Source organism: Hymenobacter mellowenesis (genome assembly GCF_030581005.1).
Lineage (GTDB): Bacteria > Bacteroidota > Bacteroidia > Cytophagales > Hymenobacteraceae > Hymenobacter > Hymenobacter mellowenesis.
Genome location: NZ_JAUQSX010000012.1, coordinates 193,208 through 209,893, shown reverse-complemented (window position 1 = coordinate 209,893; position 16,686 = coordinate 193,208). Strand labels below are relative to the sequence as shown.

At 65.1% G+C, this 16,686-nt stretch carries 4 protein-coding genes; all 4 read left to right on the top strand.

Annotation, left to right across the window (positions count from 1 at the left end; genetic code table 11):
- The first annotated feature begins 3 nt into the window (after nt 1-3).
- A complete protein-coding gene (locus tag Q5H92_RS20755) occupies nt 4-1,392 on the top strand; it encodes a LutB/LldF family L-lactate oxidation iron-sulfur protein (RefSeq protein WP_305013473.1) in 1,389 nt (462 codons plus the stop codon).
- Between the two features lie 57 nt (nt 1,393-1,449).
- Nucleotides 1,450-2,508 (top strand): hypothetical protein, encoded by a 1,059-nt coding sequence (locus tag Q5H92_RS20750; protein ID WP_305013472.1) that lies wholly within the window; start codon nt 1,450-1,452, stop codon nt 2,506-2,508.
- A gap of 334 nt (nt 2,509-2,842) precedes the next feature.
- Nucleotides 2,843-6,379 carry a beta strand repeat-containing protein gene (locus tag Q5H92_RS20745; RefSeq protein ID WP_305013471.1) on the top strand — a complete coding sequence of 1,179 codons (3,537 nt, stop codon included), beginning with the start codon at nt 2,843-2,845 and terminating at the stop codon, nt 6,377-6,379.
- Nucleotides 6,380-6,591: 212 nt separating this feature from the next.
- The gene (locus Q5H92_RS20740) at nt 6,592-16,680 is read left to right on the top strand and encodes a T9SS type A sorting domain-containing protein (protein ID WP_305013470.1); all 10,089 of its coding nucleotides are present in this window, start codon (nt 6,592-6,594) and stop codon (nt 16,678-16,680) included.
- The last annotated feature ends 6 nt before the right edge of the window (nt 16,681-16,686 follow it).

The following is a 16,686-nucleotide window of genomic DNA, read 5'->3' as shown; positions in this document are numbered from 1 at the left end:
GCCATGACCCCTGCCACCAAAGCCAACCAGTTTCAGCTCGACGCCGAGGCCAAAGCCTTCGACCGCGAGCACCGCCGCAAAATCCGGTTCAACATCGGCAAGTACGACGCGGCCGTGAGCGCCGGCCTGAAACTCTACGACGAGCACGAGCTGGCCCGCGACCGGGGCGCCTACCTCAAAGCCACCGTGCTGGAAAAGCTCGATGAGTACCTGCTGCAGTTCGAAGCCAACTTCACGGCCCGCGGCGGCCGCGTCATCTGGGCGCGCGATGCGGCCGAGGCGCTGGCCGAAATCGGCAAGCTGACGGCGGCGCGCCACACCAAAACGGTGGTAAAGGCCAAGAGCATGACCACCGAGGAAATCCACCTCAACAAGTACCTCGCCACGCAGGGCATCGAGTCGGTAGAGACGGACCTCGGCGAGTACATCGTGCAGCTCAATGGCGAGCGGCCCTACCACATTGTGACGCCGGCTATGCACCTGAGCAAGGCCGACATCAACAACATTTTCGTGAAGCACCTGGGCACCGAAAGCACCGACGACGCCCAGAAGCTGGTGCTCACGGCCCGGCACCTGCTCCGCAACAAGTACACCACCGCCGAAGTGGGCGTGACCGGCGGCAACTTCCTCGTGGCCGACGCCGGCGCCGTGGCCGTAACCGAAAACGAGGGCAATGCCCGCCTTTCAGCCTCGTTTCCGAAGCTGCACATTGCCATTGTGGGCATTGAGAAAGTGATTCCGCAGCTCACGGATTTGGACTTGTTTTGGCCCCTGCTCAGCACCAGCGGCACGGGGCAGCAGGTCACGGTGTACAACACGCTGTACTTCGGCCCGCGCCAGGCCAACGAGGTGGACGGACCCGAGGAAATGGTGGTCATCCTGCTCGACAACGGCCGCACCAACCTGCTGGCCCAGCCCGACAAGCGCGCCGCCCTGCGCTGCATCCGCTGCGGAGCCTGCCTGAACGTGTGCCCGGTGTACAAGAACATTGGCGGCCACACCTACGAAACCACCTATTCCGGCCCCATCGGCTCGGTCATCAGCCCGCACCTGAGCGGCCTGCCCGAGCACAAGCACCTGAGCTACGCCAGCAGCCTATGCGGGGCCTGCACCACGGTGTGCCCGGTCCGCATCCCGCTGCACAACCTCTTGCTGCTCAACCGCAAGCAAAGCGTGGAGGAAGGCTACGCACCCACCGAGGAAAAACTCGCCATCGGCCTGTGGAAGTGGAGCATGCAACACCGCTGGGCACTGGACGTGTTACCCGCTAAAATCAAGGACTGGAGCCTGGGCCGCCTGCTGGGCCAAGTGGGCTGGAGCAAGCGCCGCGAGGCGCTGGCCATTGCGCCGCAGTCGTTCCGGGAGCTGTGGAAGGCCCGCAAGGTCCTTTAATCGGTTGGTTGTCCGGCGCTTTTCCAGCAGGGCCCGTATCAGAGCTTTTGCTTGAATATGCCGCCCCTCCTGTTTTTGCTGCTGCGCATCATCACCGGCCTGGGCGGGGCAGTGCTCGTTGTCACCACGTTGTCGGCGGCCGTTCGCTCGTTTGTGCTGCCGCGCAACGAAGTGGTGCGGCTGAATGTGTGGGTATTCATGGGCATCCGGGTGGTGTTCGATTTTGCCGCCAAGCTGGCCAACTCCTACGAGCGGCGCGATAAAATCATGGCCCACTACGCGCCGGTGGCGCTGGTGGCGCTGCCCGTGTGCTGGGAGGCACTGGTGAGTGTGGGCTACACCGGCATGTACTGGGCCGTGGGCGAAGGCACTTGGCTGCACTGCTACCAGTTGAGCGGCAGTTCGCTGCTAACGCTGGGCACCATTGATGATTTCAGCCTTTTCGGCGGCATTCTCACTTACTCCGAAGCCACGCTGGGGTTGCTGCTGCTCACGCTGCTGCTCTCGTACTTGCCCACCATCTACCAAGCGTTTTCGCGGCGCGAGGTGACGGTGGCACTGCTAGAATTGCGGGCCGGCACTCCCCCCACAGCCGCCTGCCTGCTGGGCTGGCTCAACCACGACGGCTCGGTGCAAAACGACGACCAGCAGTGGGCCGCTTGGGAGCAGTGGTTTGTCGAGATTGAGGAGAGCCACACCTCGCTGCCCATTTTGTCGTTTTTCCGCTCGCCGCAGCCGGGCCGCTCCTGGGTGATGGCCGGCGGGCTTATTCTGGACACGGCCGCGTTGCTCTTTGCCGCCGTGGATGGACCGCACCCCCGGCAGGTCGAAATCACCTTCAAGGCCGGCTGCCTGGCCCTGAACCGGGTGTACCGCTTTTTCGACAATAAAGCCGGCGCCGAACCAACCGACCTGCTGCCCGCCGAACACGACGAGGAACTGCGCCGCGCCGATTTTGACGAAGCCTGCCGACTGCTCGCCGACAAGGGCCTGCGCCTGTGCGAAGACCGGGCCGCCGCCTGGGCCCACTACCGCGAGCTGCGCGGCCGCTACCGCACGGCGCTGGAGTTTCTGGCCCGCCTCACCATGGCGCCCGCCCGCCAGACGGCGGTTTAGGCGCAGCAGCGCGCGTCTCACGCCGTTTTATTGGGGCCGTTGGCCGACAATTTACCGCCGCTGGCCGACACGGCGGTACCAGTCATAATGCGGGGATGGGGCAGGAAAATAGCTGGTTTCGTTTCGCAATCAGGCTTTATTGGCTATGCACCTCGCTGATAAAGGAATAACCGCCAATAATTGGGCTTCGCGCCGACAAATGGCTGCTTTTTGCTTTATGGTCGACAAACTACGAGCTTTGCATTTTGGACAGATATACCTGTTACAAAAAACAAATGGGCGCTGCAGCAAGCGCGCTACTAACTACTCGCTTTTTGACCACTCTTTTTACTGTATGCTCCATTCTTTACTCTTTCTTGCAACTACGGCTGGGAAGCGCGGCCTGCAGCGGCTGCCGTTGCTGCTGGGGGCTTTGTTGCTGATGGCCGGTACGCAGGCGGCAAAAGCCCAACAGACTGGGATTTTTCAAACCACCGTGCGCATCGATGGATTCGACCGCGCCGGCGGCCTCAACGCAGGCAATACCACCCCCTACGAAGGCGCCACGCTGGGCGCGGGCGGCTACTCGCCCGGCAACGCCTCGCTCATTCTGGACGGCGCCGAGGTGCGCACCTTTAAAAACAGTGGCGGCGACGTGACCGCGGCCACGCTGTTCTACCGCGTGTACTTGCAGGGCAGCGCCACGCGCGGCAGCACTACGCCAGCATACACCGCGGTTAACCTGCCGTTTGGTGCCAACCTGGGGACGTGCAACAACAGCGGCTGCGACCAGCGCTGGACGCTCACCGGGGCCAACATCAACCTCACCGCCGGTCTCACCACCCGCGGCACCTACGTGGTGGAAGTGTACTGGCGGGCCTCGACCAACCTGGGTGACCGGTTCGACAGCAACTCCGGCAACAACTTCGTGGCCACGTTCGGCTTCGCTGGCAGCCCGCTCTGCGGGACCTATACCCTTGATTACAGCCGGGCGGTCAGCGCCGACAACTTCACGTCGTTTGCCACAGCATTCAATTCGCTGAACACGGCCGGCGTGAGCTGCGCCACTACGTTCAACGTGCGCGACAACCTCATCTACCCCGAAAACAACGTGCAGTTGAACGCCGTGGCCGGCGCCAGCACTACCACCCGCGTCACCTTTCAGCGCGACAACTCGACGGCCAGTGGCTCCAACGTGCGGCCCGTGGTGCGGCCCAACCTCATTGCCAGTGGAAGTGGCGGCGCACAGGACGCCATCATCAAACTCAGCGGAGCTGACTTCATCACCTTCGATGGGATTGACGTGAGTGACGCTAATAATGCCGGCGTTAGTGCTGTCCGGCAGATGGAGTACGGCTACGCGCTGTTCCGGCCCTCGGCCACCGATGGCTGCCAGAACAACATCATCCGCAACTGCGCCGTGACGCTGAACAAGACGAACAGCGGCAGCATCGGCATTTACGGGGCCAATGCCAACATCAGCGGCACGGCCCAAACTGCGACCAACGCGACGGGCGCCAATTCGGACAACGAGTTCGATGGCAACACCATTGCCAATTCGTACCTGGGTTTCTCGCTCAACGGCAACAATACGGCTGGCTCGTTCCCGGACCTGAACAACCGGGTGGGTTCGACGCTGGGCAACACGGTTTCCAACATCGGCGGCTCGATTTCAACGGACGTGTTCGGCATTCGAGCCGACTACCAGAGCGGCCTGCGCATTGAAAACAACACCATCAACATCCCCAGCGGCAATACCTCAGCTTCTATTCGCGGCATTGCCACCGGCATCAGCTCGTCGACTGGCATGGTGGGCACCCTGCTCATCGCCGGCAATACGGTGACCATCAGCACGGCGTCGACGGGCAACATCTTCGGCATTCAGCAAGGCGGGGGCGGCAACCTCGACAACGTGACCATCAGCAACAATCGAGTTCAAAACTCAGCGCTCACGGCTACCGGCAATACCGTAACCTACATTCTCGATGCCAGCTCCAACGGCACCACCCCGCAAACCGTCACCATCACCGGCAACGTGATAACGGGCAACAGCAGTGCCACCGGCTCCGCCATCAGCGGCATCTACCGCGCCGGTGCGCGGGCGGCCGCGGTCACTATTTCCTCGAATCAGATAACCAACAATATCGGCAGCGGAACCGGGCAGTTTTATGGCGTTCGGGTAGATGCGGCCAACCCCACCAGCACCCCGGTCATGGTGAGCAGCAACACCGTCAGCGGCACTCAGCTGACGGGGACGTTCGGCCGTTTTTACGGGGCATCGCTGAGCAGCGGCACCCTTACATTCGCATCCAACACCATCAGCAACAACGCAATACCCAATACCGCCGGCACAAGCGACATCTCGGAAGCCTACGGCTACTTTCAAAACGGCACCACGGTGCCTTCCGAAACCCTGACCGATAACGTCATCACGGGCCTGAGCATTGGCGGCACAAGCACCGCTACCAGCCACGTGGTGCAGGGCATAGCCAGCAACGGCGGCTCCTCGGCCACGGTGCAGACCTACCTGCGCAACGTTGTCGGCAACCTCAGCATCGGGGGCAGCGGCAGCGTGGTGGGCGTGGCCCTGCTGCAGGGCGGCGGCGCGGGCACCACCGTGGCCCGCAACAAGCTGTACGACCTGAGCGTGGCCGGGGCCACGGGTACCGTGGCGGGCATTGCCCAAACCGGGGGCGGCACCTTCACCTACGCCAACAACCTGCTCGGCGACTTCCGGGCCCCGGCCGCCAGCAACGCCTCCGCCGTCATGGGCCTGAGCCTGACGGGCGGCACAGCCGCCAACGTGTACTTCAATACCGTGTACCTCAACGCCAGCAGCACCGGCGGCACCTTCGGCACTGCGGGTGTGCAGCTAGGCACCACCGCGCCCCTCGTCACGCTGCGCAACAACGTGGTGGCCAACCTGTCGACGCCTAACGGCTCGGGCACCACGGCCGCCCTGCGCCGCAACGGTGCCAATACTACCAACAGCAACTTCGGCACGGCCACCAACAACAACCTGTACTGGGCCGGTACGCCGTCGGCCGCCAACGTGCTGTTTACCGACGGCACCGTGACGGCCCAGGACCTGCCGGCCTACAAGCTGCTGCTGGCACCCAAAGAGGCCGATTCCTTCACTGAGAACCCGCCTTTCATCAGCACCACCGGCACTTCGGCCGATTTCCTGCACATCAAGCCCAACTTCGGCACCCAGATTGAAAGCGGCGGCAAGCCGATTGCGGGTTTCACGGACGATTTTGACGGCGACACCCGCAACGCCACCGCCCCCGACCTGGGCGCCGACGAGGGCACTTTCCGCCTGGGCCCGCCCCTGCCCGTGGAGCTCAGCGCGTTTGAAGCCGCCCGTCAGGGCGACGGCGCGGCCCTGACCTGGACCACGGCCAGCGAAAAAAACAGCCGCGGCTTTGAGGTGCAGCTGAGCACCGACGGCCACACGTTCCGGACGCTGGGCTTTGTGGCCGGGGCGGGCAACAGCAGCACGCCGCACCGCTACGCCTACCTTGACCGCGAAACCGACAAAACCGGCCTGCGCTATTACCGCCTGCGCCAACTCGATGCCGATGGCACGGCCAGCTTCTCGCCGGTGCGGGTGCTCGATTTCGGCCTGGCCGCCGGGGCGACGCTGCAAGCCGCGCCCCAGCCCTTCGGCAATGAACTCGTGCTGACGGTGCAGGCGCCCCAGGCGCAGCCCGACGCGCTGCTCACCCTCATCGATGCAACCGGGCGCCGGGTGCTGACCCGGCAGGTTGGCCTGGTGGCGGGCCCCAATCAAGTATCGTTATGCGAGTTAGCCGCCGTGCCGGCGGGTGTATACGTGCTGCAGGTGGCCCTGCCCGGCCGGCTGGTGCGGCTGCGGGTAGTGAAGCAGTAGTTTGTCTATTTGCCGTGAAAAAAGAGCCTCTGGACCATGTCTGGAGGCTCTTTTGTCGAGTAGCCAGGTGCGTTGGGCATTCAGCATCCAGCGACAACTTGAAATAATGACTAATTTACGCCGCTATTGCCTTTAGCAAAGTTTTGATTCCTTTTTTTCATTTCTCATTTTTTACTTCACTCTTCACTTTTCCCACCTATTTCCAAACCTCTATGCACACACCTTTTCTAAGCAACCGGCTGGGCCGGTGGCTGGCGGTGACGCTGCTGGCGCTGATGAGCGCCACCACGGCGCGCGCGCAGCTCACCGGCACCAAGGCCATTCCGGGCGACTACGCCACGGTGGCGGCGGCCATCACGGCCCTCAACGCTGGGGGCGTGGGGGCCGGCGGCGTCACGTTTAACGTGGCAGCGGGCTACACCGAAACCTTTGCCTCGCCCACAGCCGGGGCCATCACGGCCACCGGCACCAGCGCCAACCCCATCGTGTTCCAGAAAGCGGGCACCGGCGCCAACCCCGTGCTGACGGCGGGTGCCACCGGCACGGGCACGCAGGACGCCATTATCTCGCTGGTGGGGTCCGACTACGTGACCTTTGCCAACATTGACGTGGCGGAAAACAGCGCCAACACGACCACGGCCACCCAGATGGAGTTCGGCTACGCCCTGTTCCGGGCTTCGGCCACCGACGGCTGCCAGAACGTCAACATTTCGGGTGCCACCATCACGCTCAACAAAACCAACACCAGCACGATTGGCATTTGGGGCGCTAACTCGCTGGCCACGGCCACGACGGCCGTGACGGCGACGAGCGCCGCCGGCGCCAACAGCGGCATCAAGCTCAACGGCAACACGGTGGCCAATGCCTTCCTGGGCATTTACCTGGCCGGCAACACCAGCACGGCGGCCAACGCCGACACGGGCAACGAAATTGGTACCACCGCCGGCAACACCCTGACGGGCCTGGGCGGCAGCAACACCAGCGTATACGGGGTGCGGGCCGAGTTCCAACAGAACCTGAAGGTGGAAAACAACACCATCGCCATTCCGGCCGGCAACACCAGCTCCACGGTGTATGGTATCGGCCTGGGCACGGGCACGGCCACGGGCATTGTGGGCACGGTGCTGCTCAACAACAACACCGTTTCGATTACCACAGCAACGACCTCGACGGTGATTGGCATTCTGCAAAACGGCAGCAGTGCGGTCACGACTTCCACCATTACCAACAACAAGGTGCAGAACAGCGCCCTGACGGGCGCCAGCGGCGCGGTGTACTACATTCAGGATGCCGCCACCACGGCTTCAACGGCCATCAACATCACCGGCAACCAGGTGCTGAACAACTCGGCCGCCACCAGCGGCAACGTCATCGGCATTTATAAGACGGGAACGGCCACGGCGCTGACGGCCAGCAGCAACACCATTACCGGCAACACCAAGTCGGGCGTGGGCAGCACTTCCACCAGTGCGCCGGTGGGCCTGCACGGCTTCTACACCACGGCCAGCATCACAACGCTGACGCTCACCAACAACACCATCAGCAACAACGTGGCCTCGAACACCGGGGTGGGCGTGCTGAACGGTATTTATAATAACCCGTCGGGCACGAACACCACGCTCACGGCCACCGGCAACACGGTGAGCAACAACCAGGTGCAGGGCAGCAGCGGCGCGCTCTACAGCATGCACCTGGGCTACAGTGGCACCATCGGCACGTTTGCGGCCAGCAACAACGTCATCACTAACAACACCATTCCCAACACCAGCGGCAGCACGGCGTCGGTAGTGTACGGCATATACAATTTTGCGACGCTCAGCACGGCGGAAAGCAACACCGGCAACACGGTGACGGGGCTGGCCATTGGCGGCGCCAACACGAGCACTGGCAACATTGTAACCGGCATTTATTCCTACACCAGCGACTTTCCGAAGACCGTGAGCCGGAACACGGTGGGCAACCTGACGTCGAGTGGCTCGGGGACGGTAACCGGCATTTACTACAACACCGGCAACCAGACGTTCACGCTGAACAAGATATACGACCTGAGCGCCGGGGGCAGCGGCGGCGTGGTGTACGGCGCCAACCTGCTGGGCAGCACCACCAACAATGTGGCAAACAACCTAATTGGCAACCTGTCGGCGCCGGCCTCAACCAGCTTGCTGGCCGTAACCGGCCTCAACATCGGCAGCGGCACCACGGTCAACGTTTACTACAACACCCTCTACCTGAACACCAGCAGCACGGGCGCCACCTTCGGCACCTCGGGCATTTACCTGGGCTCGACCACGTCCACGCTGGATGCCCGCAACAACATTGTGGTGAACACGAGCACGGCGGCGGGCACGGGCGGCTACACGGCGGTTCTGCGGCGCATCAGCGGCACGGCCGGCACGGTGCCTGCCAACTATGCCACCACGTCGAACAACAACCTGTTTTTCGCCGGCACGCCTTCGGCCACGAACCTGATTTACGTGGAAGGCACCACCACGGCCACCAACGCGCAGCAAACGCTGGCCGCTTACAAAGCCTTCATGGTGAACCGCGACCAGCAGGCCGTGACGGAGAACCCACCGTTTGCCAGCACCACCGGCTCGGCGGCCAACTTCCTGCACATTGCCACCGGCACGCCCACGCAGGTGGAGAGCGGCGGCACACCCATCAGCATCACCACCGACTACGACGGCGAGACGCGCAACGCCAGCACGCCCGACATCGGGGCCGATGAGGGCAGTTTCACCCTGCAGGACCTGACGGGCCCGAGCATCACGTTCACGCCCCTGACCAACTCCAGTAGCACCGGCAACCGCACCCTAACCGCCACCATCACCGACCCCAGCGGCATTTCGACGAGCGCGCCGCCGCGCATTTTCTTCCGCAAGGGCACGAGCGGGGCCTTCACCTCGGCCCTGGCCACGAGCACCAGCGGCAGCAGCTACACCTTCACCATCAGCGCGGCTGCGCTGGGGGGCCTGGCGGCCAATGACGTGGTGCAGTACTACGTGGTGGCCCAGGACGTGCCGGGCAACGTGTCGTCGAACCCGGCGGGCGGCACGTTCAGCACGAACCCGGCTTCCGTTTATGCCTACACCGTGCTGAGCACGCTGAACGGGGTTTACTACGTGGGCACCAGCACTTCGCCCGACCCCACCCGCACCTACGCGACCCTGACCGCCGCCGCTAATGCCTACAACGGCAGCGGCCTGGCGGGCGCGGTGACCTTCCTGCTGCTCGACAACGCATACTCGGCCACGACGGGCGAAACGTTCCCGGTCATTTTCTTCAACAACCCCGAGGCCAGCGCCACCAATAGCTTGCTCATCAAGCCGAACACGGGGGCCAACCCGGTGATAACGGCGGCGGGCAGCGTGCTGGCCCTGGCCAGCACCCGCTACGTGACCATTGACGGCTCGAATACCGCCAACGGCACCACGCGCAACCTGACCCTGAGCAACACAACCCTGACGGCCAACACCTACGGCGTGGGCCTGCTCACGCAAACCGGCCAGGCGCAGGCTAACCTGTTTGCCACAGTGCGCAACGTGAACGTGCTGGGCGGCGGCACCACGGCCAACGCCACCACTGGCATTGCGCTGGGCGGGGCCGACAACGACAACGTGACCCTGCAAAACAACAGCATCCAGGGCGTAACGACCGGTATTCAGGCTTTTGGCTCCGCCAATACCTCGGTTGGTGGCCTGGACAACCTCGTCATCACGGGTAACGTGATTGGCGCGGCCACGGCCGCCGCCGCTACCAACATCAACCAGTACGGCATTGTGGTGGCCAGCGCCCTGAGCCCGGTGGTGAGCCGCAACGAGGTGCAAAACATCGTGAACCCGACAACAACGTTTTCTTCGAATATGACCGGCATTGTGCTGCAGGACGTGCAAACCGCTGTGGTGACCCGCAACACGGTGCACAACCTGAGCTACACGGGCACTAGCACGGCGAAACTCTACGGCATTTCGTCGCTGACTTCGACCAGCACCTTCAACACGGCGGCCAACGCTTCGGCCAACCGCTTCGATAACAACCTGGTGTATGCCCTGAACTCGACCGCCACCAGCGGCTCGTGGAATACCAGCGGCATCAACAACAACGGCGGCTACGGCGACCAGTACTACTACAACACGGTGTACCTGAGCGGTCAGCTGAGCAACGGCGCGGCCGGTTCGGCGGCGTTCAGCAACGGCAACGGCATCAGCAGCACGGCGGCCACTAACATTGACGTGCGCAACAACATCTTCAGCATCATTGGCGGCACGGGCCTGGCTGCCACGCCGCTCTACGCGCACTACACCACGCTGACCACCTACACAGGCAGCACCCTGAACTACAACGACCTGTACGTGACGGTAGGCGCCACTGGCGTGGCTCGCATCGGCCGCCTCAACGCGGTGGACGCCACCACGCTGGCCGACTGGCGCACCGCTACTGGCCAGGAAGCCAACTCGGTGAGCGTGGACCCGCAATTTGTGCAAACCACTACCGCGCCCTACAACCTGACGCCCGCCGCCGCCGCCCTCAACGGCGTGGCCACGCCCATCACGAGCGTGACGGTGGACTACACCGGCGCCACCCGCGGCACTACGCCCGACATCGGGGCTTACGAATTCACACCCCCGGCTTGCCAGGCGGTGAGCAACCTGGCGTTTGCCAGCATCACGCCCACCACGGCCAACGTCACCTTCACCGCGCCCGCGAGCGGGGCCAACAGCTACACCGTGACGTACACGCCGGCCGGCGGCACGGCCGCCACCGTCACGCCCAATCCCACGGGCTCGCCGGTGGCCCTCACCGGCCTCACGCCCAGCACCACCTACACCGTGACGGTGACGACGAACTGCACGGGTGCTACCTCACCCAGCGCCACGGGCACCTTCCGCACGGCCTGCTCGCCGCCCGTGTATGCGACGCTGCCCGCCACGGAGGGCTTTGAGAGCACCTGGCTGAGCCGCTGCGACACCCGCGAGGTGCCATCGGCCAGCTGGTTGAACACGCCCACCACGGGCAACAACTCGTGGCGCCGCGAAGACGACGGCGCCAGCGCCAACTGGACGTCGCCCACCTTGGGCAGTTTCTCGCCCAGCGGCAGCCAGGGCAGCGCCCACGCGGCCCGCTTCCACAGCTACTACACCACGGCCGGCGTGACGGGTGCGCTCGACTTCTATGTGGACCTGAGCGCCGCCGGCACCAAGCGCCTGACGTTCGACTACGTGAACGTATCGACCGACGGCAGCAAGCTGGACGTGCTGCTCTCGACCGATGGCGGCGTGACCTTCACGACCACCCCGCTGCTGAGCGTGGCCACTTCGGCCTCCTTCAGCACGCGCACCCTGGACCTGACGGCCACCTCGGCCACCAGCGTTATCCGCTTCCGGGGCACCGGCGACTTCGGCAGCTACGACATCGGCCTCGACAACGTGCAGGTGCGCCTGCTGCCCAACGTGGACCTGGCCGCCACGGCCCTGGTGTCTCCCACTGCCACGCAGGGCTGCTACAGCAGCGCCGAAACCGTGACGGTAACGGTGAGCAACGTGGGTGCCCAAGCCCTTGATTTCAGCGTGAACCCGGCCACCGTGACGGCTACCGTGACCACGCCCACGGGCCCGCAAACCCTGACGGGCAGCATCACGACGGGCACGTTGGCCGTCGGCGCCACCCAGAACGTGACCCTGTCTTCGACCCTGAACATGGCGGCTGCCGGCACTTACACCTTCGCCATTGCGGCCACGGTGACGGGCGACGGCAACACCGCCAACGACGCCCTGACCCCGGCCCCCACCCGCACGGTGGTGGCCCCGGTGGCCGGCACCCTGAGCCCGGCCAGCAGCACCATCTGCGTAAGCGGCACGGCTGCCCTGAGCCTGGCTGGTGCCGCCAACGGCAGCATCCAGTACCAGAGCAGCCCGGACAACGTGACGTTTACCGACATCAGCGGCGCCACCAGCGCTGCGTATACCACGCCGGTGCTCACCAGCACCACCTACTACCGCGCCCAGGTGCGCTGCGGCTCGAACGTGGCCACGTCGAACGTGAGCACCATCACGGTAACCAACCCGGTGGTGGCCAGCACCAACGGGCCGGTGGCCATTTGCGCCGGCAACACGGCTACGCTCACGGCCACGGCCGGTACCGGCAGCCAGGTGCGCTTCTTCAGCGCGGCCACCGGCGGCACGGCCCTGACGACGACCACGCCCGGCAGCTACACCACGCCAGCCCTCACGGCCAGCACCACGTACTATGCCGAAGCTTACACCAGCAGCAGCAGCGTGGCGGGCCTGGCCGATAACTCGGCCAGCAACGGCACGTTCGCGCAGGCCACGCTCACGGATTATCCGCTGGGCTTCGCGGTATCGCAGGCCGGCACGCTGGCTTCGGTTGATGTGTACCCGAGCGCCGCGGGCGCCCTCACCATCCGCCTCTACAGCACCGCGGGCACGCAACCCGGCGGCACCACCACGGCCGTGGCTGGTTCGGATGTGACCATTACCGTGACGGCCGCCCAGGTGGGCACCCGCGTCACGGTGCCGCTGAACTACGCCCTGGCCGCCGGTGAATACCGGATTTCGAACTCCTCGGGCACACTGGGCCGCTTCACCACCTACAGCGGTACTTACCCGCTTACGTCGGGCCCGCTCACGGTGCGCGGCTCGTACAACGCGGCCACCTCGACCTCGTTCTCGAACACGACCTACAACAGCTTCTTCAACCTGACCTTCAACAGCGAATGCGCCGGCGCTACCCGCACCGCCATTCCGGTGAACGTGACGCAGCCAGCCACGGCCAGCTTCGGCACCAACACGGGCAGCAGTTGCGGCACGTCGGCTTATACGCTGACGGGCGCAGTGGGCGGCTCGGCCACGGGCGGCACCTACACCAGCAGCGGCACGGGTACATTCAGCCCCAATGCCAGCACGCTGACGGCTACCTACACGCCTTCGGCCGCCGACGTGGCCGCTGGCACGGTGACCATCACGCTGACTTCGACCGGCTCGACGCCCTGCCCAGCCGCTACGGCCACCTTCGCGCTGAGCATCAGCCCGGCCCCGGTGGCTGGCTTCAGCTACCCGACGGCTACGACGTACTGCGCTGGCAGCACCAGCACCGTGTCGCCCACGCTGGCCACGGGCGCTACGGCCGGCACGTTCTCTTCGACGGCGGGCCTGACCATTGATGCCACCACCGGCGTTATCACGCTCGCCACTTCGACGGCCGGCACCTACACCGTAACCAACACGGTGGCCGCCAGCGGCGCTTGCGCTGCCGTTTCGGCTACCACCACCGTGACCATCACGCCGGCTACTTCGGCCGCATTTGCTTACGCAGGCAGCACGTTCTGCGTGACGGGCACTAACCCCACGCCGACGGTGACAGGCACGGCCGGCGGCACGTTCAGCTCGACTTCGGGCCTGACCATCAACGCCACGACGGGCGCCATCAACCTGAGCGCCTCGACGCCCGGCACTTACACCGTGACTTACAACGTAAGCGGTGCCTGCGGCAGCTCGGCCACGGCTTCGGTGAGCATCACGGCGGCCCCGCTGGCCAGCTTCAGCTACCCGACAACGACGACGTACTGCGCCGGCAGCACCAGCACCATTTCGCCCACGCTGGGCACCGGTGCTACTGCTGGCACGTTCTCCTCGACCACGGGCCTGAGCATTAACGCCACCACCGGCGTCATTACGCTTTCGACCTCGACGGCCGGCACTTACACTATCACCAACACCATCGCGGCCGCCAATGGCTGCGCTACGGCTACGGCCACGGCGACGGTGACTATCACCCCGGCTACTTCGGCTACGTTCAGCTACGGTGGCGGCACGTTCTGCGTGACGGGCGCCAACCCCACGGCTACCGTGACGGGTACGGCCGGCGGCACGTTTAGCGGCACTTCGGGCCTGACCATCAACGCCGCTACTGGGGCCATCACCCTCAGCAGCACGGCCCCCGGCACCTACACCGTGACCTACACGGTGGCTGGTGCCTGCGGCAGCAGCAGCACCCAGTCGGTGACCATCACCACAGCGCCGGTGGCCACGTTCAGCTACGGCACCCCCCCGAGCTACTGCGTGAGCGGCACCACCAACCCGGCCCCCAGCTTCGGCGCGGGTGCCAGCGGTGGCGCGTTCAGCTCGACCACGGGCCTGACGATTAACGCCAGCACCGGCGTGATTACGCTCAGCTCGTCGACGCCTGGCACCTACACCGTGACCAACACCATCACGGCCAGCGGGGGCTGCGCGGCGGCTACGGCCACGACCACGGTGACCATTACCGCCGCCCCGCTGGCCAGCTTTAGCTACGGCACTACGTCGAGCTACTGCGTGAGCGGCACCACGGCCCCGGCCGTCGTGCTGGGCACGGGCGCCACGGCCGGCACGTTCAGCTCGACCACCGGCCTGACAATCAACGCCACCACCGGCGCCATTACCCTCGCCAGCTCGACGCCGGGCACCTACACCGTGACCAACACGGTGGCGGCCGCCAACGGCTGCGCCGCCACGACGGCTACTGCGCAGGTGACCATCACGGCAGCGCCGGTGGCCACGTTCTCCTACCCGGCGGCCACGACGTACTGCGCCGGCAGCACCAGCACCGTTTCGCCCACGCTGGGCACGGGTGCTACGGCCGGCACTTTCAGCTCGACCACGGGCCTGACGATTAACGCCATCACCGGCGTTATCACGCTTAGCACCTCCACGGCTGGCACTTACACCGTGACCAACACCATCGCCGCCGCCAACGGCTGCGCTACGGCCACGGCCACGGCTACGGTGACCATCACGCCGGCCACCTCGGCCACGTTTGCTTACTCGGGCACGACGTTCTGCGCTACCGGCACCAACCCCACTCCCAACGTGACGGGCACGGCGGGCGGCACGTTCTCCTCGACCACAGGCCTGAGTATCAACGCCACCACTGGCGCCATCACGCTCAGCTCCTCGACGCCCGGCACCTACACTGTGACTTACACGGTGGCCGGTGCCTGCGGCAGCTCGGCTACTGCCACGGTGACCATCACCTCCGGTCCGGTGGCTGCGTTCAGCTACGGTACGGGCACGCCCACCTTCTGCGTGAGCGGCACTACCAACCCGACCGTAACGCTGGGCACGGGTGCCACGGCTGGCACGTTCACTTCGACCACTGGCCTGACCATTAATGCCACGACGGGCGCCATCACGCTCTCTTCGTCTACACCCGGCACCTACACCGTGACCAACACGGTAGCGGCTTCGGGTGGCTGCGCGGCTACGACGGCCACGGCCAGCGTGACCATCACGGCCGCGCCGGTAGCCACATTCAGCTACGGCACTTCGTCGACCTTCTGCGTGAGCGGTACTACGGCTCCGGCTGTGGTTCTTGGCACGGGTGCTACGGCCGGCACGTTCACGTCGACCACCGGTTTGAGCATTACCGCCACGACCGGCGCTATCAACCTGAGTGCCTCGACGCCCGGCACCTACACCGTGACCAACACGGTAGCGGCTTCGGGTGGCTGCGCGGCCACGACGGCCACGACCAGCGTAACCATCACGGCGGCTCCGGCAGCCACGTTCAGCTACGCCACTTCGGCCGGCTGCGTGGGCTCGACGGCAGCCGTGACGCCCACGCTGGGCACCGGCGCTTCGGCCGGCACGTTCAGCTCGACGACGGGCCTGACCATTAACGCCACGACGGGCGCCATCACGCTCTCGTCTTCGACGGCGGGCACCTACACCGTGACCAACACGGTAGCCGCCGCTGGCGGCTGCGCGGCGGCCACGGCCACCACGACCTTCACGGTGAACCCGCGCCCGGCCACGCCCACCATCTCGGTGGCTTACAATGGCCCGACCACCACGCTCACGTCGAGCGCTACCACCGGCAACCAGTGGTACCTCGGTATCAACCCGGTGACCGGCGCTACCGGCCAGACGCTGGTGCTCACCGGCCTGCCCTCGCAGCTCGGCTCCTACACCGTGACGACGACCAACGCCAACGGCTGCGTGTCGCTGCCCTCGGCCCCGCTGGTTGTTACCTCGGCTAAGAACAGCATTGCCGGCAGCAGCCTGCGCGTGTACCCCAACCCCACGCCCACCGGCCAGGTGACGCTGGAGTTGAGCGGTTTCCGCGCTGTGACGCAGCTTTCGGTGCTTGACGCCTTGGGCCGCGTGATAGCCAGCGAAGTGCTGCCCGCCAACAACGGCACCACCACCCACGCCCTCGACTTGTCGGGGGTAGCCACGGGCGTGTACCTGTTGCGCCTGAGCAACGCCGACGGCGTGGAAACCCGCCGCCTGGTGCGCGAGTAACCGCAG

Coding starts and splice junctions, on each gene's coding strand:
- Q5H92_RS20755 (WP_305013473.1), top strand. CDS start 4: ATGACCCCTGCCACCAAAGCCAACCAGTTTCAGCTCGACGCCGAGGCC.
- Q5H92_RS20750 (WP_305013472.1), top strand. CDS start 1,450: ATGCCGCCCCTCCTGTTTTTGCTGCTGCGCATCATCACCGGCCTGGGC.
- Q5H92_RS20745 (WP_305013471.1), top strand. CDS start 2,843: ATGCTCCATTCTTTACTCTTTCTTGCAACTACGGCTGGGAAGCGCGGC.
- Q5H92_RS20740 (WP_305013470.1), top strand. CDS start 6,592: ATGCACACACCTTTTCTAAGCAACCGGCTGGGCCGGTGGCTGGCGGTG.